The organism is Novosphingobium sp. BF6 (genome assembly GCF_058273105.1).
In genome coordinates, this window is record NZ_CM177775.1 from 2,471,698 (window position 1) to 2,494,977 (window position 23,280).

Genomic DNA, 23,280 nt, shown 5'->3' on the forward strand with positions numbered 1-23,280 from the left:
TCAGCGCGCCTTGGCGATCGAGAAGCCGTGCTGACGCGCGGCATCCTTGGTCGATTCCTCGGTGCGGTTGAGCGCCTTGGCGATTTCCTTCAGGCCCTTGCCCTTTCCGGCAAGGGTCTGAAGTTTCTGCAGTTCCTCGGGCTTCCAGGGCTGCTTGTGCTTGGCGAACTTGTCGCTCATTCTGCGGCTTCCTTCTTGGCCTTCGCCGTAGTTTTTGGCGCTGCCTTTTTCGCGGCAGGCTTCTTTGCCGCAGTTTTCTTGGCCGCAGGCTTGTCGCCATCCTTGGCAGCCGCCTTCTTCGCCGGAGCCTTCTTGGCGGCGGCCTTTTTCGGCGCAGCCTTCTTCTTCGCCGGTCCCTTGGCGGCCTTTTCGTCGATCAGGGTGATCGCCTGCTCGGCCGTGAGGTCTTCCGGCTTCTGGTCGCGCGGGAGCGTCGCATTGGTGGTTCCGTCGGTGACATAGGGACCATAGCGGCCCGCCAGCACCTTGATCTCGCCGCCCGAAGTGGGGTGCGCGCCCAGCACCTTGATCGGCTCCGCCGCTGCACGCGAACCGCGCGCGCCTGCTCCGGCCGCCGCTTCCGCAAGCTTGGTCACGGCCATGTTCATGCCGGTCTCGAACACTTCGGCAGTATTGCGCAGGCGCGCATACTTGCCGTTATGCGCCAGATAGGGACCGTAGCGGCCAATGCTGGCGGTGATGTTCTCGCCGGTTTCCGGGTGCGGACCGATGGTGCGCGGCAGGCTGAGCAGCTTGATCCCCCACTCCAGCGTCAGTTCGTCGATATCCTTGGGGATCGAGGCGCGCTTGGCCTCCTTGCCCTCGCCGAGCTGGATATAAGGACCGAACCGGCCGGTACGACGCACGATCTCCAGGCCGGTTTCCGGGTCCTGACCCAGCGACTCGTCGTCGCCGCCGTCGGCACTGCCGCCGGGCTGCGCGAACTTGCGGGTGAACTTGCACTCCGGATAGTTCGAGCAGGCCACGAAGGCACCGTAGCGACCGCCGCGCAGCGACAGGCGGCCCTCGCCGCACTTGGGGCAGAGGCGCGGATCGCTGCCGTCCGCCTTGGGCGGGAACAGGTAGTCGGACAGGAACTCATCGAGCGCCTCGGTCACTTCCGAGGGCTTCTTCTCCATGACTTCGTCCGACTTCGGCTTGAAATCGCGCCAGAAGGCTTCGAGCAGCGCCTTCCATTCCTGGCGACCACCGGAAACGTCGTCCAGTTCGTCTTCCATGCCCGCGGTGAATTCGTAGGCGACATAGCGCTGGAAGAAGCGTTCGAGGAACGAGGTGAGCAGTCGGCCCGATTCCTCTGCGAAGAAACGGTTTTTCTCGGTGCGGACGTAGTTGCGGTCCTTGATGACCTGGATCGTCGCCGCATAAGTCGAAGGACGCCCGATGCCCAGTTCTTCCAGACGCTTGACAAGGCTGGCTTCGGAGAAGCGCGGCGGCGGCTGGGTGAAGTGCTGTTCGGCGGTGACGTCCTTCTTGGCGGGCATGTCGCCCGCCTTCATGAACGGCAGCAGGCCGCCGTCGTCGTCTTCCGACTTGTTGTCCTGGCCTTCTTCGTAGACGGCGAGGAAGCCGGGGAACTTCACGACCTGGCCCGAGGCGCGCAGTTCGTGCTGGCCGGTGCCGTCGCGCAGGGTGACGGTGGTGCGCTCCAGCGCGGCCGAGGCCATCTGGCTCGCCATCGCGCGCTTGAAGATCAGGTCGTAGAGGCGGCCCTCGTCACCCGAACCGTAGCGGTCCTTGGTGAAGTCGGTCGGGCGGATCGCCTCGTGGGCTTCCTGCGCGTTCTTCGCCTTGGTCTGGTAGACGCGCGGCTGCTCGGGCAGGTAGTGGCCGGAGAACCGGTCGGTGATCGCGGCACGGGCGGCCGAAATCGCGCTCGGGTCCATCTGCACGCCGTCGGTACGCATATAGGTGATCGCGCCCGCCTCGTAGAGCGTCTGCGCCACGCGCATCGTCTGGCTGGCCGAGAAGCCCAGCTTGCGCGCGGCCTCCTGCTGGAGCGTCGAGGTGGTGAACGGCGGCTGCGGGTTGCGCTTGTGCGGCTTGGTCTCGACCGATTCGACCTTGAAGGCGCCGCTTTCGACGGCGGCCTTGGCGCGCATCGCGGTGCCTTCCTCGCCGATGCTCAGGCGGTCGAGCTTCTTGCCCTCGAAGGCCACCAGCTTGGCGGTGAAATCGGTGCCGTCATGCGCCATCTGCGCCGCGACGGACCAGTACTCCTGCGGCTTGAACGCTTCGATCTCGCGCTCGCGGTCGACGATCAGGCGCAGCGCCACCGACTGCACGCGGCCCGCCGACTTGGCGCCGGGCAGCTTGCGCCAGAGCACCGGCGAGAGCGTGAAGCCGAATAGATAGTCCAGCGCGCGGCGGGCGAGATAGGCATCGATCAGGTCCTGGTCCAGCTCGCGCGGCTGGGTCATCGCCTTGGTGACGGTATCCTTGGTAATGGCGTTGAAGGTGACGCGCTGCACGTCCTTCGGCAGCGCCTTGCGCTTGGCCAGCAGTTCACGCACGTGCCACGAAATGGCCTCGCCCTCGCGATCAGGGTCAGTCGCGAGGATCAGGCGGTCGGCCCCCTTGGCGGCATCGGTGATCGCCTTCACCTGCTTCTGCTTGTCGCCGTAAAGCTCCCAGTCCATCTCGAAGCCCTCGTCCGGGCGGACGGAGCCGTCCTTCGGCGGAAGGTCGCGGACGTGGCCGTAGCTGGCGAGAACCTTGTAGTCCTTGCCGAGGTACTTTTCGATGGTCTTCGCCTTGGCCGGCGATTCTACGATGACTAGCTGCATACTTTCAGACTCTGTGTGCCCCTGGGCGCCAATGCGCCCTTACGTGTGCGCATATACGTGTACGCATAGGGTGGGAAGCCATTGGACGCTTCGTCAAGCCCAGAGATATGGCTTGGATGTGGCTCGTTCGTTTCCGCGCCGCTGCCCCGGAAATGCGGCCTCATGCCAGACTGACCCGGCCGCCCGCATGGCGCACGAGCCTGCCGCCGATCTCCAGTTCCAGCAAGGCCATGTGGATGGCCGGTGCCCCCGCGCCCGATTGCCGAATCAGTTCGTCGACGGCGACGGGCGCGGTGGAGAGCAGATCGGCGATCTCGATGTCCGTGTCCTGCACTGCGTTTTCGGGAACGGAATGCCATTCGGGGCGGCTCTCGCGAACACCGGTCCTCACCGCGCCGTCGAAGCCGGAAAGCAGCTCGATCACGTCCTCCACCGATTGCACCAGCACGGCACCGTCGCGGATCAGCTGGTTGCAGCCGTGCGAGCGCGGATCGAGCGGCGATCCGGGCACGGCCATCACCTCGCGTCCCATCTCTCCCGCCAGCCGCGCGGTGATGAGCGATCCCGACTTGGGCGCCGCCTCGACGACGATCGTACCGGCGGCAAGCCCGGCGATGATGCGGTTGCGGGTGGGAAAATGGCGCGCCAGCGGCTCGGTGCCGGGCGGTTGCTCGGCCAGCAGCAGGCCCTCGGTCGCCACGCGCGCCTGCAATTCGGCATGTTCGGGCGGATAGGCCACGTCGATCCCGCTGGCGATGACACCGACGGTCGCGCCGCCTGCCAGCGCGCCCTGATGCGCCGCACCGTCGATCCCGCGCGCCAGTCCGGAGACGACCGAGAAACCGGCCTCCGCAAGCCCATGGGCGAAGTCCCGCGCCAGACGCACCGCCCCCGCCGAAGCATTGCGCGCACCGACGATCGCGACGGCGGGTCGGCCAAGCACGCCGGTATCGCCCCGGAACGTCAGGATCGGCGGCGCGCCTTCCGAATAGGCGAGCAGCGCCGGATAGTCTGGAGAATCGTGGAAGAGATAGCGTGCCCCGGCCTTGCGGGTAGCGACTATCTCCGCCTGCACGCGGCGCTCCGGCGCTGCCTCGTAGCCCTTGCCCGCCCGTCCGGCGAGATCCGGCAGTGCATCGAGCGCGGCGCGGGCATCGCCGAAGCGCGCCATGAGCTGCATGTAAGTAACCGGGCCGATATGGGGAGAACGCAGAAGCCGGATACGCGCGAAGGCTTCCTCCTGCGAAAGACTCGCTGCCGCCTTGCCGTCCTGCTCCCCCCCTTGCCCTGTCACGGTTTCTTGCTGCCCCCGATCTTCGGCTCGGTGCCGGCGCGCAGGCGGGCGATGTTCTCGCGGTGCTGGAACAGCACGGTGGCCGCGATTACCGCCAGCACGGCGGCGGCCTCACCATGGCCCAGCAGCAGCGCCGCGATCGGCGCGACCACGGCGGCGATCATCCCGGCCACCGAGGAAATCCGGACCGTCAGCAGCAAGCCGATCCAGGTCAGCGCGTAGGCCAGCCCCACCGGCCAGGCGAGGCCGAAAGCGATGCCCGCCGTCGTCGCGACGCCCTTGCCGCCCTTGAAGCCCAGCCAGACCGGGAAACAGTGCCCGAGAAAGGCACCGAGCGCCGCCAGCCAGGTCCATTCCGGCAGGAAATGCGCGGCGATCAGCACCGCCGCAAGGCCCTTGAGCAAGTCGAGCAGCAGGGTCGCAGCGGCCAGCCCCTTGCGGCCGGTGCGCAGGACATTGGTGGCCCCGATGTTGCCTGAACCGATAGCGCGCAAGTCGCCCGCGCCCGCTATCCGGGTGATGAGAAGGCCGAAAGGCACCGAACCAAGGGCATAGCCCAGCACAAGGGCGAGAATCCATTCCATGCGTCGCTCTTAGCGGCTTGCGCGGCAATGGCGAAGGGACTTGCAGCAATGAACATTGCCCTTTCCCCTCCCGAGCGATTAACAGGGTGCAAGGTCCAGGAAAAAGCGATGCCCTCCCCCGTTCTCCCCCTCTCTTCCGTCGATCCCGCCGCGCCGATCCTGCTGTTCGATTCGGGCGTCGGCGGGCTGACCGTGCTGGGCGAACTGCGCAAGGTGCTGCCCCAGGCCCCGGTGATCTACGCGGCGGACATGGCGGGCCTGCCCTACGGCACCAAGACCGAGGCGCAAGTCACGGCCCGCGTCGCCGGGCTGCTCGGCCGCATGACCGAGCGCTTCGCCCCGCGCCTCGTCTGCATCGCCTGCAACACCGCCTCGACGATCGCGCTCGGCATGGTGCGCGAAGTGCTGGAAGTGCCGGTGGTCGGCACCGTCCCCGCGATCAAGCCCGCGGCGGCGATGACCCGGACCGGCGTCATCGGCCTGCTCGGCACCCAGGCGACGATCCGCCAAGCCTATGTCGACCGGCTGGAACAGGAATTCGCAGGAGGCAAACGCCTGCTGCGCTACGGCGGCCCCGGCCTCGTCGAAGCGGCGGAAGCCAAGCTGCGCGGCGAGCGGGTCGATCCTGCCGCCATCACCCGCGCCGCCGAAGCCCTGCGGGCCATGCCCGGCGGCGAGGACATCGACACTGTCGTGCTCGCCTGCACCCATTTCCCGCTGCTGGAAGAGGAACTGGCACAGGCTTTCGGCCCCGGCGTGCGTTTCGTCCACGGCGCCGAAGGCATCGCCCGGCGAATCGCCCAGCTGACCGACGGACAGGAATTCGCGCGCCAGACCCCCGATCGCGCGCTGTTCACCGGACCGGGCGAATTCCCGGGAGCCTACGGCGCGGCGCTGGCCCGCTATGGGCTGCCCGAAGGCGGAAGGTTTTGACGCCGCGTTTCAATCTGCTGCTGCTCATTCTCCTGCTGCTCGTCGGCGTCCCGCTCTACTGGTTCCAGCTCGACCGTAGCGCCCCCGGCGCCAAGGCCTACCCGCTCGACATCGACCGCCTGCGGGACCTCGCCGCTAGCATGCCGGGCGCCGCGCCCGTCGAACTGCGGCAGGAAGTCGTCGGCTATCGTTCGGTTCTTTCCAACGGGATTGCGGCGGGCAGCGGATTCCACCCGGAGCGGCTGGCGGTCCGCGCCTTCGAGGCGGTCGTGCCCGGTCAGCCGCCGATCCTGATCGACGCCGGGACGACGCCCCGCGACGCGAAGAAGCGCAATATCGAGGACTTCGACGCCGCTGCCCAGCACCGTGTCGACCGCCTCGCCGAGACTGCGGCGATGAAGCTGGTCCTGCTGGACCGGCCGCTCCATCGCGGCAACCCGGCCCTGTCCTCTCCGGACGCAATCCCGCTGCCGGACCTCAGCGAAGGCGAGGCGCGCGCGGTGGCGCCCGGCGTGGTCGCCATTCCGCTGGCCGACCTGCCCGACCGGGCGATGATGGTCTACGTCCGACTGGAGGACGGCCGCGAGTTCCTCTTCACCGGCGACGTCGCCACGATGGACGCGAACTGGATGGAGCTTCGCCCTCCCGCCCGCACCTTCGCAGCGATGACCGACGGCGACGAACGCCGCGAGACGGTTTCCTGGCTGATGACGATCAAAGCGCTCAAGCACGCCGCCCCGACAATGGCCATCGTCGCGGGTCACGAACCGCGCAATGTGGCAGGCATTGCAAGCGGGTTTGCAAAAGATCGATGATAGTCAGCGAGACAAGCGACTGGCCATGTCTTCAACGATCATGTATTTGCCCGCAGCAACGGGTAAAAACCCTTTCAAGGCGAACGCAGGATAGAGCCTCGGTGAACTACGAACACATTTTCGATCAGGCGATCGAGCGCCTCCACTCGGAAGGCCGCTACCGCGTCTTCATCGACATCCTGCGCAACAAGGGTGCCTACCCGAACGCCCGCTGCTTCGCCGGGCACAACGGCCCCAAGCCGATCACCGTCTGGTGCTCCAACGACTACCTCGCGATGGGCCAGCACCCCAAGGTGATCGAGGCCATGGAAGAAGCGCTGCACGATGTCGGTGCCGGTTCCGGCGGCACCCGCAACATCGGCGGCAACACTCACTATCACATCGAACTCGAAAGCGAGCTGGCCGACCTGCACGGCAAGGAAGGCGCGCTACTGTTCACCTCGGGCTATGTCTCGAACGACGCCACGCTCTCCACCCTCGCCAAGCTGCTGCCCGGCTGCGTGATCTTCTCGGACGAGCTGAATCACGCCTCGATGATCGCCGGCATCCGCAATTCGGGCTGCGAGAAGAAGGTCTGGCGCCACAACGACCTCGAACACCTCGAGGAACTGCTGGCCGAGACCGATCCTGCCCTGCCCAAGCTGATCGCCTTCGAATCGGTCTATTCGATGGACGGGGATGTCGCCCCGATCCACGCGATCTGCGACCTTGCCGAAAAGTACAACGCGCTCACCTATATCGACGAAGTCCACGCAGTCGGCATGTACGGCCCGCGCGGCGGCGGCATCACCGACCGTGACGAGGCGGCGCACCGCATCGACATCATCGAGGGCACGCTGGGCAAGGCCTTCGGCGTCATGGGCGGCTATATCGCCACCAACCAGAAGATCATCGACTGCATCCGCTCCTACGCGCCGGGCTTCATCTTCACCACCTCGCTCTCGCCGGTGCTGGTCGCGGGCGTGCTCGCCTCGGTGAAGCACCTCAAGAGCTCCAGCTTGGAACGCGAAGGCCAGCAGCGCTCGGCCGCAATGCTGAAGCAGATGTTCCGCGACGCGGGCCTGCCTGTCATGGATTCGACCACGCATATCGTGCCGCTGATGGTCGGCGATCCGGTCAAGGCCAAGAAGATCAGCGACATCCTGCTCGCCGAGTACGGCGCCTATGTGCAGCCGATCAATTTCCCCACCGTACCGCGCGGCACCGAGCGCCTGCGCTTCACCCCCGGCCCTGCCCATACCGAGGCGATGATGCAGAGCCTTACCGAGGCGCTCGTCGAGATCTGGGAACGCATGGAAATGCGCCTCGCAGCCTGAGCAGGGCGCTTTCGCGGACGCAACAAAATCTTTCGTATAGGGCTCCCCGTTCTCGCGGCGGAGCCCTTTTCATTTGCCCGGCCGTCCCCAAGTTCACCCGGTCGCTTCTCCCCGGCGACAACGACCAAAAGGACTTCCATGGCCAAGCTGTTCGAGCCGATCACCATCGGCAACCTCACCCTTGCCAACCGCATCGTCATCGCCCCGATGTGCCAGTATTCCGCCGAGAACGGGCGCATGACCGACTGGCACGCCATGCACCTCGGCAATCTCGCCCAGTCCGGCGCGGGCATCCTCACCATCGAGGCCGCCGCCGTCAGCCCAGAGGGCCGCATTTCCCATGCCGATGTCGGCCTGTGGGACGACGAAACCGAGGCGGCCATGGGCAAAGTGCTGGAATCGGTCCGCCGCTGGTCCGACATGCCTCTCGCCATCCAGCTCGCCCACGCCGGTCGCAAGGCCAGCACCAGCAAGCCCTGGGAAGGCGGCAGGCAGATCGCACCGGACGCCGGGAACGGCTGGCAGACGGTCTCCGCATCCGACCTCCCCTTCCTTCCCGAAGACAACGCCCCGGAAGCCCTCGACAAGGCCGGTCTTGACCGTATCCGCGAGGCTTTCGCCGATGCCGCCCGCCGCGCCGACCGCCTCGGCATCGACGCTGTGCAGATCCACGCCGCGCACGGCTACCTGCTGCACCAGTTCCTCTCTCCGCTCTCCAACCGGCGCGAGGACGAGTATGGCGGCAGCCTCGAAAACCGCATGCGCTTCCCGCTCGAAGTCTACGACGCCGTCCGCGCTGCCTTCCCGGCGGACAAGCCGGTAACGATGCGCGTCTCGGGCACCGACTGGGTCGAGGGCGGCTGGGATATCGAGCAGACCGTCGCCTTCGCCAAGGCACTCGAGGCACGCGGCTGCGCGGCCTGCCACGTCTCCAGCGGCGGGTTGGACGCCGGGCAGAAGATCCCGGTCGGTCCGAACTATCAGGTCCCCCTCGCCCGCAAGGTGAAGGAAGCGGTGTCGATGCCGGTGATCGCGGTGGGCCTCATCACCGAACCGGAGCAGGCCGAGGCCATCGTCGCGACCGGCGACGCGGACATGATCGGTCTGGCTCGCACCGTGCTCTACGATCCCCGCTGGCCCTGGCACGCCGCAGCCGCCCTGGGCGCGACGGTCAAGGCCGCACCGCAGTTCCTGCGCTGCCAGCCGCGTGTCTACAAGGACCTGTTCGTCCAGGCCTGACGCGCCGATCGGACAAGAAAAAAGCCCGCCGGAACCGAAGTTCCGGCGGGCTTTTTCATAACCGTTCCGAACGGATCAGCGCAGCGAGACCACGTTGTCCGACACGCGTGGATCCTTGCGCTCGCCGGTGTAGAGGCTGGCCATCGGCTCGTCCGAGACGTTCAGCACCTCGCCGGTGCCAAAGCCGTTGAACGCCGTGCGCATCGCCGCACCGTATGCGCCGAGCATGCCCACTTCGATCCAGTCGCCCGCCTTGATGTCGGCCGGAAGCATGAACGGGCCTTCCATGAAGTCGGCATCGTCGCAGGTCGGACCGTAGAACGAGAAGCCCTGAAGCTCATCCGAACGCTCGCCGCCGACGGCGGTTTCGCGCGAGATGCACTTCACCGGGAAGCGCCAGGCCACGTGCGCGGCATCGTAGAGCGCGCCATAGGCACCCTCGTTGATGTAGAGCTCGTCACCGCGACGCTTCTCGACCTTGACGATCATCGAGCTGTACTCGGCCGAGAGCGCACGACCCGGCTCACACCACAGTTCGGCGTTGTAGGCGATCGGCAGGGCTTCGAAGTGACGGTGGATCACCTGGAAGTAATCTTCGAGCGGCGGCGGCTCCATGCCCGGATAGACCGAGGGGAAGCCTCCACCAACGTCGATCATGTCGATGACGACACCGGCATCGGCAATCGCCGCACGGGCACGCTCCAGCGCCTGGACATAGGCGAAGGGCGTCATCGCCTGCGAACCGACATGGAAGCATACGCCCAGCCAGTCGGCCACCTGACGGGTCGCCTGAAGCAGTTCGCCCGCATCGGCGAGATCGACGCCGAACTTCGAGGCGAGGCTCAGTTCCGAATATTCGGAACTGACGCGCAGGCGCACGCAGAGGCGCAGGTCGGCGGCGCGGTTGCCTTCTTCATCGGTCGTCGCGTCGAGAATCTTCTCGACTTCCTCGATGGTGTCGAGGCTGAAGGTGCGTACGCCGTGTTCGAAGTAGGCTTCGCGGATCGCGCTGGCCGTCTTCACCGGGTGCATGAAGCACAGCGTCGCGTCGGGCAGAGCGCCGCGAACCATGCGCACTTCACCGATGGAAGCGACGTCGTAATGGGTGATGCCGTTTGCCCAGAGGATCTTGATGAGATCCGGCGAGGGGTTCGCCTTCACCGCATAGAGCGCCTTGCCCGGAAACTTCGTGGCGAAGAAACGGGCCGCGCGCGCAGCAGCATGCGGGCGGTTGAGGATAACGGGTTCGTCGGGCGCGATTGCGCGCGCTACAGCCGGTGCGTCAAGAAATTCGAGCAACTCAAGGGACCCCCAAACGGAATTGTTAACGACAAGAGCTGCCTTGCGGTTTGGAAGTCCCCATGGGGCAGCGAGGGGCGGGATATACGGCTCCCAAGCTGAATCGCAAGTGAAAAAAGTCCTGTTTCACAGAAACGTCACATACGGGGATCGCGCAAGGATTCATGCCGTCTCTCCGTTAGATTTTATCGCCTTTTTACAGGCGGTTGGTCAAACAAACTCCACCTTTTCTACCGCCTCGAACGAGACGCCGGAAAGGGAAGTTTCACAGTAACAATGCGATGGAGGGCAATCCGGTTCTCTCGACTCGGCATCGCAGGGACCGGCTGGGGCAATCGCGGGACGGACCGAACCGCCCCGCGTCTGATTCATGCCATTTTTATCAGCTCAAACGACCCCGGAAATCCTCGTAATCGAAGCGGCGAATGCAATCGAGCGCGTCGGTTTCCGAATCCCACATCCAGATCGAAGGCAGCGGAACGCCGTTGAAAGTCGTTGTCTTGACCATCGAATAATGGGCCTGGTCCAGGAAAGCGAAGCGCGCGCCCGGCTCGGCATCGACCGGCAGCACATAGTCGCCGATCACATCGCCCGCGAGACAGGACGGACCGCCCAGACGCACCGGCTCGCCCTCGCCTTCCGCCTTTTCGCCCAGCATGGCGGGGCGATAGGGCGCTTCGATCACGTCGGGCATATGGCAGGTCGCCGAGACATCGACGATGGCCACCGGCATGCCGTTATGCGCGACATCGAGCACCGATCCCACGAGAATCCCCGCGTCGAGCGCGACGGCCTCGCCCGGCTCGATATAGACTTCGGCGCCGGTGTCTTCCTGAAGGTCGATCAGGAATTCCACCAGTTCGTCGCGCTGGTAGTCGGCGCGGGTAATGTGGTGCCCACCGCCGAGGTTGATCCAGCGGAACTGACCGAAGAACGGCTCCAGATAGTCGAAGGCCTTGTCCCAGGTACGGCGCAGCGGCTCGAAGTCCTGCTCGCACAGGGTGTGCATGTGGATACCGTCGATCATCTCGACATGCTCTTCGGTGAGCTGGTTAATCGGGAAGCCGAGGCGCGAGTGCGGTGCGCAAGGGTCATACTTGGGCACTTCGCCCTCGGCATGCATCGGGTTGACGCGCAACCCGATGTCGAAGTCCTCGCCGCGGGCGCGGGCGGCCTCGATCTGCGGCCAGAAGCGCTCGATCTGCATCGGCGAATTGAAGATCACATGGTCCGAAAGGCGCAGGATCTCGTCGAGGTCCTGTTCCTTGTAGGCAGCGCAATAGGTCGCGATCTCGCCGTCGTAGAACTCGCTGGCAAGGCGCGCTTCCCACAGGCCCGAGGTGCAGACACCGTCGAGATACTCCCCGACGATCGGCGCGGTGGACCACATCGAGAAGGCCTTGAGCGCGGAAAGCACCTTGGCGCCCGACCGCTCGCCGACATCGGCGAGAATGCGCAAGTTATCGCGCAGCTTCGCGGCATCGACGACGAAGCTGGGGCTGTCGACGCGCGACAGGTCGAAGTGGGCGAAAGCTCCCGGATCGCCGGCGCGGGTTTCCATGTTCGTTCAGTCCTTGTTGGGGTGGCTCGATGGGGAGCCGAATTTTTCAACCAGATGGGTTTGGCAGATGGTCCTGCCCGACCATAGCTTCAAGAATGCGTCAGCCGAACGGCCCCTTGAAGATGAACCACGCCCCCGCCCCGACCAGCGCGAAGCCGACGATCTCGTTCAGCCCCGGCTTCTGCCCGAACAGCGCCCAGGCCACCAGCACGAAGGCGGTAAGCGACATCGCCTCCTGCAGCACCTTGAGCTGGCCCAGCGAATAGACCTGGCTGCCGATCCGGTTGGCGGGCACGGCGAGGCAATACTCGAAGAAGGCGATGCCCCAACTCATGGCGATCGCCACCCACAGGGCCTTGCCCGGCATCTTGAGATGCAGATACCACGCGGTGTTCATGAAGAGATTGGAGCCCGCGAGCATGGCCACGGGCGCAACGAAGGTCCAGTTCATGCCCGACTCAATCGACGCAGATCGCGGCGACCGCCTTGCCCTGCCTGACCTCGGCATAGCAGCCGTAGAGCCGGTCATCGGCCTGGCAGGTGCCGCTGGCGGGCCTGTCGGGAGAGACGGCACCGGCGCTGCCGACGCATTTGCCCTGACACTGCGCCGAATCGGTGCACTGCTTGCCCGCGTCGGCGTAGGCATGGACGCATTGTTCCATGCCCAGCATTCCCCGGCGCTGGACCGTTCCGCCCGAAGACTGGCACGAAGCACGGTCTTCGGCGTTCATGTCGCGGTTGTAGCCCTGCCCTTCGCCCTTGTGCCCGCTCGGCTGGACCGGCGGCGGAAGCGCCGTAGAAGTCTGAGGCGGTGAAGGCGGCTGCGGACCGTCCTGCGGCGCGCAGCCGACCAGCGCCAGAGCGCCGAAAGCCGCGACGAGGACGGTCCGCAGCCCGAACATCAGAACGCCAGAGGTCCGTCGAGTTCCTCGACCGTCCACGGCAGGCCATGCTGGTTCAGCATGTCCATGTAGGGATCGGGATCGAACTGCTCCATGTTGAACACGCCCGCACCGCTCCACTTGCCGGTCAGCAGCATGGCCGCGCCGATCATCGCCGGAACGCCGGTGGTGTAGCTGACGGCCTGGTTGCCGGTTTCGGCAAAGGCATCTTCATGGTCGCAGATATTCTTGATGTAGAACGTCTTCTCGCCCGAACCGTCGAGCGCTTCGCCGGTCGCGATGTCGCCGATGTTGGTCTTACCCTTGGTCGTCGAACCGAGCGAGCTGGGCTCGGGCAGCACGGCCTTGAGGAACTGCAGCGGAATGATTTCCACGCCGTTGTAGATCACCGGATCGATGCGGGTCATGCCCACGTTCTGCAGCACGGTGAGGTGCTTGATGTACTCGTCACCGAATGTCATCCAGAAGCGCGCGCGCTCCATTTCGGGGATGAACTTCGCGAGGCTTTCCAGTTCCTCGTGGTACATCATGTACATGTTCTTCGGGCCGACGGCCTCGAAGTCGAAGCTCTGCTTCACGCCCATCGCCGGGGTCTCGACGAACTGGCCGTTCTCCCAGTGGCGGGCCGGTGCGGTCACTTCGCGGATGTTGATTTCCGGGTTGAAGTTGGTCGCGAAGGCCTGGCCATGGTCGCCGCCGTTGCAGTCGAGAATGTCGAGCGTGCGGATGGTCTTGAGCTTGTGCTTCTTCAGCCACATGGCGAAGACCGAAGTGACGCCCGGATCGAAGCCCGAGCCGAGCAGCGCGGTGAGGCCCGCTTCCTTGAAGCGCTCCTGATAGGCCCACTGCCAGTGATACTCGAACTTGGCCACGTCCTTGGGCTCATAGTTCGCGGTATCCATGTAGTTCACGCCGGTCGCCAGGCACGCGTCCATGATCGCGAGGTCCTGATAGGGCAGCGCGAGGTTGACGACGAGTTTCGGCCCGATCGAACGGATCAGCTCGCTGGTTGCCGCCACATCGTCGGCGTCGATCGCATAGGTGCTGATCGAGACGCCGGTGCGTTCCTTCACCGACTCGGCAATCGCCTCGCACTTGGAAACCGTGCGGCTGGCGAGGTGAATATCCGAGAAGATGTCGGGATTCATCGCCATCTTGTGGACCGCGACCGAACCGACGCCGCCTGCGCCGATCACCAGAACCTTGCTCACCAATCTGTCTCCTTAACGCGATAGTCGCGAACAGCCGCATATAGAGGCCCTGTGTGACAACTCAACTCTTCGAGTTTCGTTGATTCATTTGTCGGGTGCGCCTTCGGCATCCGCCGAAGGCTTGCGGCACCAGCCCACGCCCCCACCCGACCTCCCACTCAAGTATACTGCCGATGGGAGGTCGGGTGGGGGCGTGGGCTGGTGCCGCACAAAACGGCCGGATGGCCGTTTTGCCCGACCGTCAGGTCGGAGAAGACTGTCACAAACCGCCATCGTCCCGTCATCGCGCGGTCACCCGGCGGAGGCAATGCGGCGAGCGAACCCCTTTCCCTCGCGGCCAAGGAATATCCGATGCCTCCTGCTCAGCACCCTCACGCGAGGCCTGCGTCCGACCTCATCGGCAAGGCCGTCGTCCGTTCCGAAACGAGCGCAGGCGCCCGCCTGCTCGACAAGGCCTTTGCTCTCGCCTTCAAGGGCCTGGTATATGCGCAGATCTGGGAAGACCCGGTAGCCGACATGGACGCGCTGCAAATCGGTCCCGACAGCCGCATCGTCACGATCGCCAGCGGCAGTTGCAACGCCCTCTCCTATCTGACCGCCGACCCTGCGGCGATCACCTGCGTCGATCTCAACACCGCGCATATCGCGCTGGGCCGCCTGAAGATCGCCGCGATCCGCAACCTCACCGACTATGCCGACTTGCGCCGCTTCATCGCCGAGGCCGATCAGCCGGGCAATCTCGCCACCTATCGCGACCGCCTGGCCCCCCATCTCGACGAGACCACCCGTCGCTACTGGGAAGGCCGCGATCTCGTCGGTCGCCAGCGCATCAAGGGCTTTACCCGCGGCATCTACAAGCGCGGCCTCCTCGGCCACTTCATCGGCGCCGCCCATGTGCTGGCAAAGCTCTACAAGATCGACCCCAGCGAAATCCTCGGCGCCGAGACGCTGGAGGAACAGCGCCGCGTGTTCGACGAGCGCTTCGCCCCGATCTTCGAGCGCAAGCTGGTGCGCTGGCTGACCGACCAGCCCGCCTCGCTGTTCGGCCTCGGTATTCCGCCCGCCCAGTACGACGCGCTGGCAGGCGGCAACCGCATGGCCGACGTGCTGCGCGCAAGGCTGGAAAAGCTGGCCTGTCATTTCCCGCTCAATGACAACTACTTCGCCTGGCAGGCCTTCGGACGCGGCTACGGACGCCAGCCGGAGGCGCCGCTGCCGCCCTATCTTCAGGAAGCCAACGTGCCGATGGTGCGCGAGCGGCTGAACCGTCTCACCTTGCGCCATGCGAGCTTCACCCAGGTCCTCAAGGAAAGCGCCGAGGCCTCGCTCGACCGCTACATCCTGCTCGACGCACAGGACTGGATGAGCGACGCCCAGCTTACCGAACTCTGGAGCGAGATCACCCGCACCGCCCGCCCCGGCTCGCGCGTGCTGTTCCGCACCGCCGCCGAGCCGACGCTGCTGCCGGGCCGCGTGCCGGACGATATCCTCGCCCGCTGGGATTACCGCGAGGCCGAATCGCTGGCGGCGACGCGCGCGGACCGCTCGTCGATCTACGGCGGCGTTCACCTCTACGTCCTGCGCTGAGGCAGCGGCGATGACCGGCACCGCCCTCTCGCAGGATCACGCCGCGCTGATGGACAAGGTCTATCGCGGCCAGCGCCACATCTACGACTTCACCCGCAAGTACTACCTGTTCGGCCGTGATCGCCTGATCCGCGAACTGAACGCCGCGCCGGGCATGAGCGTGCTGGAAGTGGGCTGCGGCACCGGGCGCAATCTCGAACTGATCGCGCGGGCCTGGCCGCAAGTGCAGTGCCACGGCTTCGATATCTCGGCCGAGATGCTCAAGAGCGCCCGCGCCCGGCTCGGCCCGCAGGTCCGGCTGGCGCCGGGTGATGCTACCCGTTTCGATGCGAACGCCCTGTTCGGCTGCGCGGGTTTCGACCGGGTCGTGCTGTCCTACACGCTCTCGATGATACCGGACTGGCAGGTGGCTCTGGAACAGGCGGCTGCCGCATTGGCACCGGGCGGTGTGCTTCATGCCGTCGATTTCGGCGATCTCGCCGGGCTGCCCTCGCCCTTGCGCAAGGGCCTGAGGGCATGGCTGGCGAAATTCCATGTCAGCCCCCGCATCGACCTGCCGATGGTCGCGGCGCGGCTTGCCGGGGAGAAATCCCTGCGGATCGCGGTGGAGCGTGGTCCGCTGGGCTATTACCAGTTGGTCCAGCTCTCCCGTTAGGACTATGCCGGGGCCATGACTCAGGCCCTCCTCCACCGTCCGACCGCGCAAGGCGTTGCGCTTGCTGCCCGTAAAGTCTCGGAAATCCTGCCGAGAACGCCGCTACTGCCGCTGGAGGTCAACGGACGCACGATCTGGTGCAAAGCCGAGAGCCTCCAGCCCGTGGGGGCCTTCAAGATTCGCGGCGCCTGGCACCGCATGACCGCGCTGACCGAAGAGGAACGCACACGCGGTGTCGTCGGCGTGTCGAGCGGCAACCACGCGCAGGGCGTGGCATGGGCCGCCCGCAAGCTGGGTATCCATGCCGCCATCGTGATGCCGGTCGATGCGCCGGAAGTGAAACTCGCCAATACCCGCGCCCTCGGGGCCGAAGTCGTGCTCTACGACCGACCCGGCGGCGAGGACCGCGATGAAGTGGCGAATCGTCTGTGCGAGGAACGCGGCGCCACGCTCGTCCATGCCTATGGCGACCCCTGGATCATCGAGGGCCAAGGATCCGCGGGTCTCGAAATCGCCGAGCAGATGGCCGAGCAGGATTTGGCCTCGCCCGACCTGATTCTCGCCCCCTGCGGCGGCGGCGGCCTCACCGCCGGACTCGCCCTCGCCCTGCCCGAGGCTGGGATAATCCCGGTGGAACCCGAAGGCTGGGACGATGTCTGCCACAGTCTGGAATTGGGCGAAATCCAGCGGGTCGGCCCCGATGCACCGCCGACGCCCTGCGATGCGCTCCAGACTCCCGGCACCTGGCCGATCAACTTCGAGATCCTCAAGGCCCGTTGCCCTTTCGGCCTTGTCGTCACCCCCGCCGAAGTGCGCGCGGCGCAGCGCCTCGCTTTCGCGAAACTGCGACTCGTCGTCGAGCCGGGCGGCGCGGCGGCATTGGCGGCGGTGCTGGCGGGCAAAGTCGAGCTTACCGATCGTACGGCGGTGATCCTGTCCGGTGGCAACACCGATGCCCAGGCCTTCGCCAAAGTGCTGCAAACGCTGGACTGACGCGGGACAGCGGCTCGGCCGAAGCTGTCGCATAGCGATACAGTCCCCGCGAAAGTAATTCTGGACGCATCCACGCTCGCTGCATTATTCTTACGCCGAAAAGACAAGATACTTTCGGGAGACAGCCGTGATCGTTGGCCGCGAGTCATATTCCATCGCCATTACGCGCGGAGCTTTCGTCGCGCTCGAAACCATTCTGGTGCTGATCACGCTTGCCGCGCTGACGAACAACCTGCTGGACGCCGACTGGGGGCTGAGCTGGTCGACCTTCTTCATAGGGGTGATCGGCAGCACCTGGGCCTTGGTGATCTACCAGCTGATTGCCGCGCACATGTCTCGGAACGAAAGCGACTCCTGACTCTCTTCGCGCCGGGGCCGCGTGCTGCTAGAGCGCGTCCATGGATTTGGACGACCAGCTTCGCCGCTATTTCGGCACCGACGACTTTGCGACCATCGCCCCTGCCGCGCTTGAGGCGGGTATCGAACGGATGCGCGTCGATTTCGGCATGCAGAAGGACCCAGCCCGGCGTTTCGCGCTGTGGTCCCTGCTTTATATGTTCGGCGCCTCGCCCGATCTCGACGTTGCCTTCGACAACGAGGAAGACCGCAATGCGGCTCGAGACTTCATGGACATGATGGCCAAGGCGCAAGAGTCAGACTGACTCGAGGCGACCGAGGTTCCCCTCAGCCGCGCTCGAAGTAGCTCGCCAGTTCGACGTGGGTGGACCAGCGGAACTGCCCCACCGGGCGCAGTTCCACCAGCCGGAAGCCCGCGTCGATCAGCCGCGCCGCATCGCGCGACCAGCTTGACGGGTTGCACGAGATATAGACCACCCGGCTCACGCTGGAATCGGCAATGCAATCGACCTGCTCGCGCGCGCCGGCGCGCGGCGGATCGAGCACGACCGCTTCGAACTTGCTGAGTTCGTCGGGCTGGAGCGGATTGCGAAACAAGTCGCGGTGGGCGGCGAAAACCGGCAATTGCGCGCGGTCGGCGCCGGCCTTGCACGACAAGTGCGCGTCACGCGCGGCTTCTGCGGCCAGGACCCTCGTCTGCGGCCCGGCGAGCGCCAGTGCAAACGTGCCGAGGCCGGAGAACAGGTCAGCCACGGTCGCCGCACCTGCCAGCCAGGTCTTCGCCGCATCGACCAGCGCTTGCTCGCCATCGACGGTCGCCTGAAGGAACGAACCCGGCGGGATCGGCACCTTGACGCCGCCCAGCGTCACCGTAACCGGCACCGGCTCCCACACGGTCTCGAACCCGTAGCCGCCGTCCATGGTCAGACGGGCGAGCTTATGTTCGCGCGAGAAATCGAGCATCGCCTCGGTCGCGGCCAGACCCTCTGCGGTAAGGCCCTTCACGCCCAGATCGACGCCCTGATCGGTCAGCGTCATCTCGATATCGGCGGCCATGCGAGTCTGCTGGTGCTTGCTCGGCTTGCCGTGACGGCCCTTCTTCGCCGGTGCCGCCTTGCCCATCATGATGAGCAGCTTGCGCAGCGGGCCCAGCACCGCGAACAGTTCCGGCGCCATGACCGGGCACTCTTCCAGCTCGACCAGCCGGTGCGACTTCGCCTCGCGGAAGCCGATCACGACGCGCCCGCCCGAGCTTTCCGCGCGCAGCGAAACGCGCCGACGCGCACCCGGCGGCGAAAGATGCGGCGGTGCGATCCTTTCCGCGCCCAGTTCCTGCGAGGCCGAGGCATTCGCCACGCGGCCCTCGACGAAATCGGCGAGCATCTGATCGTTCAGCTGCTGAAGTTGGCAGCCGCCGCAGCGGCCGAAATGGGTGCAGACCGGCTGGATATGATGCGGTCCCCATTCCAGGGTGCCGTCTTCATGCAGCAAGTCGCCCGGTGCGGCGCCCCAGGCGAAGCGGCCGGATTCGGTTACGCCATCGCCCTTGGCGGCGATGCGGAGAATTTCTTCGGTTCCAGTAGTCACAGGCAGGCCGCTAGCGCAGCCGGGACCATTTGTCCAAGCTGACCGGCAGTAAAGGCGGGCGGAGAGCGCCGCGCGGCCTCTCCATGCAGCCATACGCCCTCGCAAGCCGCCCCAAAAGCATCGACACCGGCGGCGAGGCGACTGGCGATGCATCCGGCCAGCACGTCCCCCGTCCCGGCCGTCGAAAGCCACGAAGTCGCACGCGGCGCGCAGGCGAGACGCCCATCCGGTGCCGCAATTACCGTGTCCGGCCCCTTGGCGACCACGACCATACCGCTCGCCGCCGCCAGAGCCAGCGCGCGGGCCGGTTTGCTGCCGCTGCCGTCTAGGTCGAAAGCGCGCTCCAGCGCCATCAGTTCGCCCTCATGCGGGGTTGCCACGGTGGCCGCCGAACGCTCCGCCAAGACGCGCGGCGCCAGCAGGATCAGCGCATCGGCGTCGACCACCACCGGCACCGGATTGGCCAGCGCCACCGCCAGCCGCTCGCGCGCGGCGGCATCGCGACCAAGCCCCGGCCCGACCAGAACCGCTGTGTTGCGATCATCGCTCAGCACATCGGTCAACGCGCCCTGATCGACCACGAGATCGGCGGGCACATTGCGTTTGCTGTCGGCAAAGAGCTTCACATAGCCCGCGCCTGCCCCCTGCGCCGCGAGGCTCGCCAGCACCGCCGCGCCGGGCATCGCCCCGCCGACCACCGCCAAAAGCCCGCGCCGATACTTGTGCGCATCCGCCCCCGGCGCCCCGATCCGGGGTTTGCCGACCGAAACGGCGGCCCCGTCGATCGGTGCAACGCCGATCGGCACTTGCCGCAGCGTGCCCATCATGGCCGTCGCGGGCATAAGGAAATGCGCGAACTTCCACGCGCCAAGCGCCAGTGTCGCCTCGTAATCGGGCAGCCCCTGATTGAGCAGCATGCCGGTGTCCGACTGCACTCCGCTCGGCAGATCGAGCGCGATGCGGTGGTGATGCGCCTTCGCCAGCCGCACCAGCAGCGTGAAATCCTCCGCCGACAACGGGCGCGTAAGGCCGCTGCCATAGAGGCAATCGACGAAGACATCGCCATGCACCTCCGCATCCATACCCAGCACCGCGCCATGATAGCGGGCGCGCGCATCACGGGCAGCGTCTGTCTTCGGACCGACCGGCGCAACGACGGTCACCTGCCCGCCGCGCTCGCGAATGGCCTCGGCGATCACATAGCCGTCGCCGCCATTGTTGCCCGGACCGCACAGGACGGTGACGGAGCGCCCTGCCGAAACCCGCCAGACCCATTCCGCCGAGCCCAGTCCGGCGATCCGCATCAAGGCCTCCACCGACGAACCCGCCGCGATCAGCGTCTCTTCGGCGGCGCGCATCTGGGCGACGGTCAGGATCTGGTCATTCTGGGGGAGCAGCCTGTGGGGCATGGGATTTCCTCGTGGCCGGGAACAGGTAGCGGTCGGCCGCGACCGAAACGTCGAGCTTGCCGCCTTCGAGCTTTGTTACCGCCACTTGCGCGCCATCGGCAACCTCAAGCCCGCGTCCGTCGGTCACCACGGCGAAGCGGCGGAAACCGCCGTCCGGGTGGCGAACCACCAGAATCAGCCCGTCCGGCCCTTCTTGCCGCTCGACCGCGCAGATCGGCTTGAGATCGCCGGAACCGGAAACGGCGCAGAGAATATGCTCCTCCCCCTCCGCCACTTTCGGCGCTTCGTGCCTGGACGAGCAGGCCGTGAGGGCCAGAACAAGAGCTGTAGCGGGGAACAAGCGTGCCATGTGCCCTGGCTACAGGGACTTTCCCACCGACAGCAAGCGTCTGTCTGGCGCAGCCCGAGAATGGGACACTTACGCAAGCCTTCACGTGATGTTACGCTGCCCCGGAATCTGTCGAGGGAGAGCATAACGATGCCGCTGATAGAACGCGCTGCCCGTGCCCTGGCGAAGGCCGAACACGGAACCGACGACTGGAATGCCCTGACCCCACAAGATCGCGAGCAATTCAAGGAAACCGCGCGGGAAGTCGTAAAGGCCCTGCGGGTTCCGACGCCCGGCATGTGCCTTGCGGGTGAACACCTTCTCAAGAAGGATCGCGGCCTGTCCGTCAACATCAGCGACGTACACGACGCCTGGCAAAACATGGTGGACGAAGCCGTGCGACTAGCCCCCGTCAGCGACGGCTAGACCGGCCCGCAAGTGTTGCGCCCCCCGATAGGCCGGGCGCAACGAAGACGGTGATGGGGTGCAGGGGTAATAACCCCTGCTCTTACCCTTTGAACCTTACTTCCGCTTGAGCTGCGTGACATCGCGAACGGCACCCTTGGCCGCGCTGGTGGTCATCGCCGCATAAGCCTGAAGCGCCGCCGAAACCTTGCGCGGGCGCGGATGGACCGGCGACCATGCATCGGCGCCCCGCGCCTCCTGCTGGGCGCGGCGATGGGCCAGCACTTCGTCCGAAACCATCAGGTTGATGGTGCGGCCGGGGATATCGATCTCGATGGTGTCGCCGTTCTCGACAAGGCCGATGGCGCCGCCCTCTGCCGCTTCCGGCGAGGCGTGTCCAATCGAGAGACCCGAAGTTCCGCCCGAGAAGCGACCGTCGGTCAGCAGCGCGCAGGCCTTTCCGAGGCCCTTCGACTTCAGGTAGCTGGTCGGATAGAGCATTTCCTGCATGCCCGGCCCTCCGCGCGGTCCCTCGTAGCGGATGACGACGACGTCACCGGCACCGACCTGCCCGCCGAGAATGCCCGCAACGGCGGCGTCCTGCGATTCGTAGACGCGCGCGGTGCCGGTGAACTTCAGGATGGAATCGTCCACGCCTGCCGTCTTCACGATGCAGCCGTCCAGCGCGATATTGCCGTAAAGCACCGCGAGTCCGCCATCCTGGCTGAAGGCGTGCTCCTTGCTGCGGATCACGCCGTTCTCACGGTCGAGGTCGAGTTCTTCCCAGCGGCGCGACTGGCTGAAGGCGGTCTGCGTCGGCACGCCGCCCGGCGCGGCCTTGAAGAATTCCTGCACCGAAGGCGCATTGGTGCGCGAGATGTCCCAGTGGTTCAGGGCATCCCCCAAAGTACGTGCATGGACGGTCGGCAGGTCGGTATGCAGCAGGCCCGCACGGTCGAGCTGACCCAGGATCGCCATGATGCCGCCGGCGCGGTGAACGTCTTCCATGTGGACGTCGTTCTTCGCAGGCGCGACCTTGGAGAGGCACGGCACCTTGCGGCTGAGGCGGTCGATATCCTCCATCGTGAAGTCCACGCCCGCCTCCACGGCGGCGGCCAGCAGGTGGAGCACGGTGTTGGTGGAGCCCCCCATGGCGATATCCAGGCTCATGGCGTTCTCGAACGCGCCGAAGCTGGCGATATTGCGTGGCAACGCGGTCTCGTCTTCCTGCTCGTAATAGCGGCGGCAGAGATCGACCGCGAGACGGCCCGCTTCGAGGAACAGGCGCTGGCGATCCGAGTGCGTTGCCAGCGTCGAACCGTTGCCCGGCAGCGAGAGGCCCAGCGCTTCGGTCAGGCAGTTCATCGAGTTGGCGGTGAACATGCCCGAGCAAGACCCGCAAGTCGGGCAGGCCGAACGCTCGATCGCCTGGACTTCCTCGTCAGTGTAGCTCTCGTCGGCGGCGGCGACCATGGCGTCGACCAGATCGAGCGCCTGCTCCTTGCCGCGCAGCACGACCTTGCCCGCTTCCATCGGGCCTCCCGAAACGAAGACCACCGGGATATTGATGCGCAGCGCCGCCATCAGCATGCCCGGCGTGATCTTGTCGCAGTTGGAGATGCAAACCATGGCGTCGGCGCAGTGGGCGTTGACCATGTATTCCACGCTGTCCGCGATCAGGTCGCGGCTGGGCAGCGAATAGAGCATGCCGTCGTGGCCCATGGCGATGCCGTCATCGACCGCGATGGTGTTGAATTCCTTGGCGACGCCGCCCGCCGCCTCGATCTCGCGCGCGACCATCTGGCCGAGGTCCTTGAGGTGGACGTGGCCGGGCACGAACTGGGTGAACGAGTTCACCACGGCGATGATCGGCTTGCCGAAGTCCGCATCCTTCATGCCCGTCGCGCGCCAGAGGCCACGCGCGCCCGCCATGTTGCGGCCGTGGGTGGAAGTGCGGGAACGATAGGCGGGCATTGTGCGAACTCCGGGATTGGTCATGGA

Annotated in this window: 23 protein-coding genes; 10 read left to right on the top strand and 13 right to left on the bottom strand. The window is 65.9% G+C overall.

The window, feature by feature from the left end; all coding sequences use genetic code 11:
* The 4 genes from AC4D6D_RS11935 to plsY form a co-directional block, all read right to left on the bottom strand.
* Entirely contained in the window at window positions 1-180 is a 180-nt protein-coding gene (locus AC4D6D_RS11935; RefSeq protein WP_147215505.1) for a hypothetical protein, read from the bottom strand.
* Window positions 177-2,804: a type I DNA topoisomerase gene (topA, locus tag AC4D6D_RS11940; protein WP_491325445.1), complete on the bottom strand. Its 2,628-nt coding sequence runs from the start codon at window positions 2,802-2,804 to the stop codon at window positions 177-179. The genes AC4D6D_RS11935 and topA overlap by 4 nt, the downstream gene beginning before the upstream one ends.
* Before the next feature lie 160 nt (window positions 2,805-2,964).
* Window positions 2,965-4,098 carry a DNA-processing protein DprA gene (gene dprA / locus AC4D6D_RS11945; RefSeq protein ID WP_491325446.1) on the bottom strand — a complete coding sequence of 378 codons (1,134 nt, stop codon included), beginning with the start codon at window positions 4,096-4,098 and terminating at the stop codon, window positions 2,965-2,967.
* Entirely contained in the window at window positions 4,095-4,682 is a 588-nt protein-coding gene (plsY, locus tag AC4D6D_RS11950; RefSeq protein WP_491325447.1) for a glycerol-3-phosphate 1-O-acyltransferase PlsY, read from the bottom strand. Before plsY ends, dprA begins: the two co-directional genes overlap by 4 nt.
* A gap of 108 nt (window positions 4,683-4,790) precedes the next feature.
* On the opposite strand from plsY, the gene murI reads away from it, so the two are divergent.
* The 4 genes from murI (at window position 4,791) to AC4D6D_RS11970 (ending at window position 8,985) form a co-directional block, all read left to right on the top strand.
* Complete coding sequence (gene murI / locus AC4D6D_RS11955) at window positions 4,791-5,615, top strand: glutamate racemase (protein ID WP_491325448.1); 825 nt, start codon at window positions 4,791-4,793, stop codon at window positions 5,613-5,615.
* On the top strand, window positions 5,612-6,430 hold the full coding sequence (locus AC4D6D_RS11960; protein WP_491325449.1) for a hypothetical protein: 819 nt from the start codon (window positions 5,612-5,614) through the stop codon (window positions 6,428-6,430). Before murI ends, AC4D6D_RS11960 begins: the two co-directional genes overlap by 4 nt.
* Window positions 6,431-6,531: 101 nt before the next feature.
* Window positions 6,532-7,746 (top strand): 5-aminolevulinate synthase, encoded by a 1,215-nt coding sequence (hemA, locus tag AC4D6D_RS11965; protein WP_491325450.1) that lies wholly within the window; start codon window positions 6,532-6,534, stop codon window positions 7,744-7,746.
* 138 nt (window positions 7,747-7,884) lie between these two features.
* Complete coding sequence (locus tag AC4D6D_RS11970) at window positions 7,885-8,985, top strand: NADH:flavin oxidoreductase/NADH oxidase (protein ID WP_491325451.1); 1,101 nt, start codon at window positions 7,885-7,887, stop codon at window positions 8,983-8,985.
* Window positions 8,986-9,060: 75 nt separating this feature from the next.
* Here the strand turns inward: AC4D6D_RS11970 and AC4D6D_RS11975 are convergent, their stop codons facing one another.
* From AC4D6D_RS11975 to AC4D6D_RS11995, 5 genes are all read right to left on the bottom strand, one after another.
* Window positions 9,061-10,284 (bottom strand): type III PLP-dependent enzyme, encoded by a 1,224-nt coding sequence (locus AC4D6D_RS11975; RefSeq protein WP_147215519.1) that lies wholly within the window; start codon window positions 10,282-10,284, stop codon window positions 9,061-9,063.
* Between the two features lie 382 nt (window positions 10,285-10,666).
* On the bottom strand, window positions 10,667-11,845 hold the full coding sequence (locus AC4D6D_RS11980; protein ID WP_147215521.1) for a carboxynorspermidine decarboxylase: 1,179 nt from the start codon (window positions 11,843-11,845) through the stop codon (window positions 10,667-10,669).
* A 100-nt stretch (window positions 11,846-11,945) separates the two neighbouring features.
* On the bottom strand, window positions 11,946-12,296 hold the full coding sequence (locus AC4D6D_RS11985) for a DMT family protein (RefSeq protein WP_086492732.1): 351 nt from the start codon (window positions 12,294-12,296) through the stop codon (window positions 11,946-11,948).
* Window positions 12,297-12,303: 7 nt separating this feature from the next.
* Window positions 12,304-12,747: a hypothetical protein gene (locus tag AC4D6D_RS11990; protein ID WP_491325452.1), complete on the bottom strand. Its 444-nt coding sequence runs from the start codon at window positions 12,745-12,747 to the stop codon at window positions 12,304-12,306.
* Complete coding sequence (locus AC4D6D_RS11995; protein WP_147215525.1) at window positions 12,747-13,958, bottom strand: saccharopine dehydrogenase family protein; 1,212 nt, start codon at window positions 13,956-13,958, stop codon at window positions 12,747-12,749. The genes AC4D6D_RS11990 and AC4D6D_RS11995 overlap by 1 nt, the downstream gene beginning before the upstream one ends.
* Before the next feature lie 351 nt (window positions 13,959-14,309).
* Here AC4D6D_RS11995 and AC4D6D_RS12000 point away from each other — a divergent pair, with 351 nt between their 5' ends.
* The 5 genes from AC4D6D_RS12000 (at window position 14,310) to AC4D6D_RS12020 (ending at window position 17,855) form a co-directional block, all read left to right on the top strand.
* Window positions 14,310-15,545 carry a BtaA family protein gene (locus tag AC4D6D_RS12000; protein ID WP_491325453.1) on the top strand — a complete coding sequence of 412 codons (1,236 nt, stop codon included), beginning with the start codon at window positions 14,310-14,312 and terminating at the stop codon, window positions 15,543-15,545.
* A gap of 10 nt (window positions 15,546-15,555) precedes the next feature.
* Window positions 15,556-16,200: a class I SAM-dependent methyltransferase gene (locus AC4D6D_RS12005; RefSeq protein ID WP_491325454.1), complete on the top strand. Its 645-nt coding sequence runs from the start codon at window positions 15,556-15,558 to the stop codon at window positions 16,198-16,200.
* 15 nt (window positions 16,201-16,215) lie between these two features.
* Window positions 16,216-17,193 carry a threonine ammonia-lyase gene (locus AC4D6D_RS12010; RefSeq protein WP_491325455.1) on the top strand — a complete coding sequence of 326 codons (978 nt, stop codon included), beginning with the start codon at window positions 16,216-16,218 and terminating at the stop codon, window positions 17,191-17,193.
* Between the two features lie 127 nt (window positions 17,194-17,320).
* Window positions 17,321-17,551, top strand: coding sequence for a hypothetical protein (locus tag AC4D6D_RS12015; protein WP_147215534.1), 231 nt, complete (start codon window positions 17,321-17,323; stop codon window positions 17,549-17,551).
* A gap of 40 nt (window positions 17,552-17,591) precedes the next feature.
* On the top strand, window positions 17,592-17,855 hold the full coding sequence (locus AC4D6D_RS12020; protein ID WP_491325456.1) for a hypothetical protein: 264 nt from the start codon (window positions 17,592-17,594) through the stop codon (window positions 17,853-17,855).
* 22 nt (window positions 17,856-17,877) lie between these two features.
* Here the strand turns inward: AC4D6D_RS12020 and AC4D6D_RS12025 are convergent, their stop codons facing one another.
* The 3 genes from AC4D6D_RS12025 to AC4D6D_RS12035 are packed head-to-tail and all read right to left on the bottom strand — an operon-like array spanning window position 17,878 to window position 20,895.
* A complete protein-coding gene (locus AC4D6D_RS12025; protein ID WP_491325457.1) occupies window positions 17,878-19,137 on the bottom strand; it encodes a class I SAM-dependent RNA methyltransferase in 1,260 nt (419 codons plus the stop codon).
* Window positions 19,134-20,546, bottom strand: a complete 1,413-nt coding sequence (locus AC4D6D_RS12030) for an NAD(P)H-hydrate epimerase (protein ID WP_491325458.1) — start codon at window positions 20,544-20,546, stop codon at window positions 19,134-19,136. The genes AC4D6D_RS12025 and AC4D6D_RS12030 overlap by 4 nt, the downstream gene beginning before the upstream one ends.
* Window positions 20,518-20,895 (bottom strand): hypothetical protein, encoded by a 378-nt coding sequence (locus AC4D6D_RS12035; protein ID WP_491325459.1) that lies wholly within the window; start codon window positions 20,893-20,895, stop codon window positions 20,518-20,520. The genes AC4D6D_RS12030 and AC4D6D_RS12035 overlap by 29 nt, the downstream gene beginning before the upstream one ends.
* 129 nt (window positions 20,896-21,024) lie before the next feature.
* Between AC4D6D_RS12035 and AC4D6D_RS12040 the strand changes: the two genes are divergently transcribed.
* Entirely contained in the window at window positions 21,025-21,300 is a 276-nt protein-coding gene (locus AC4D6D_RS12040) for a hypothetical protein (protein ID WP_147215545.1), read from the top strand.
* Window positions 21,301-21,396: 96 nt separating this feature from the next.
* Here the strand turns inward: AC4D6D_RS12040 and ilvD are convergent, their stop codons facing one another.
* Window positions 21,397-23,253 carry a dihydroxy-acid dehydratase gene (ilvD, locus tag AC4D6D_RS12045; RefSeq protein ID WP_491325460.1) on the bottom strand — a complete coding sequence of 619 codons (1,857 nt, stop codon included), beginning with the start codon at window positions 23,251-23,253 and terminating at the stop codon, window positions 21,397-21,399.
* Window positions 23,254-23,280: the final 27 nt, after the last annotated feature.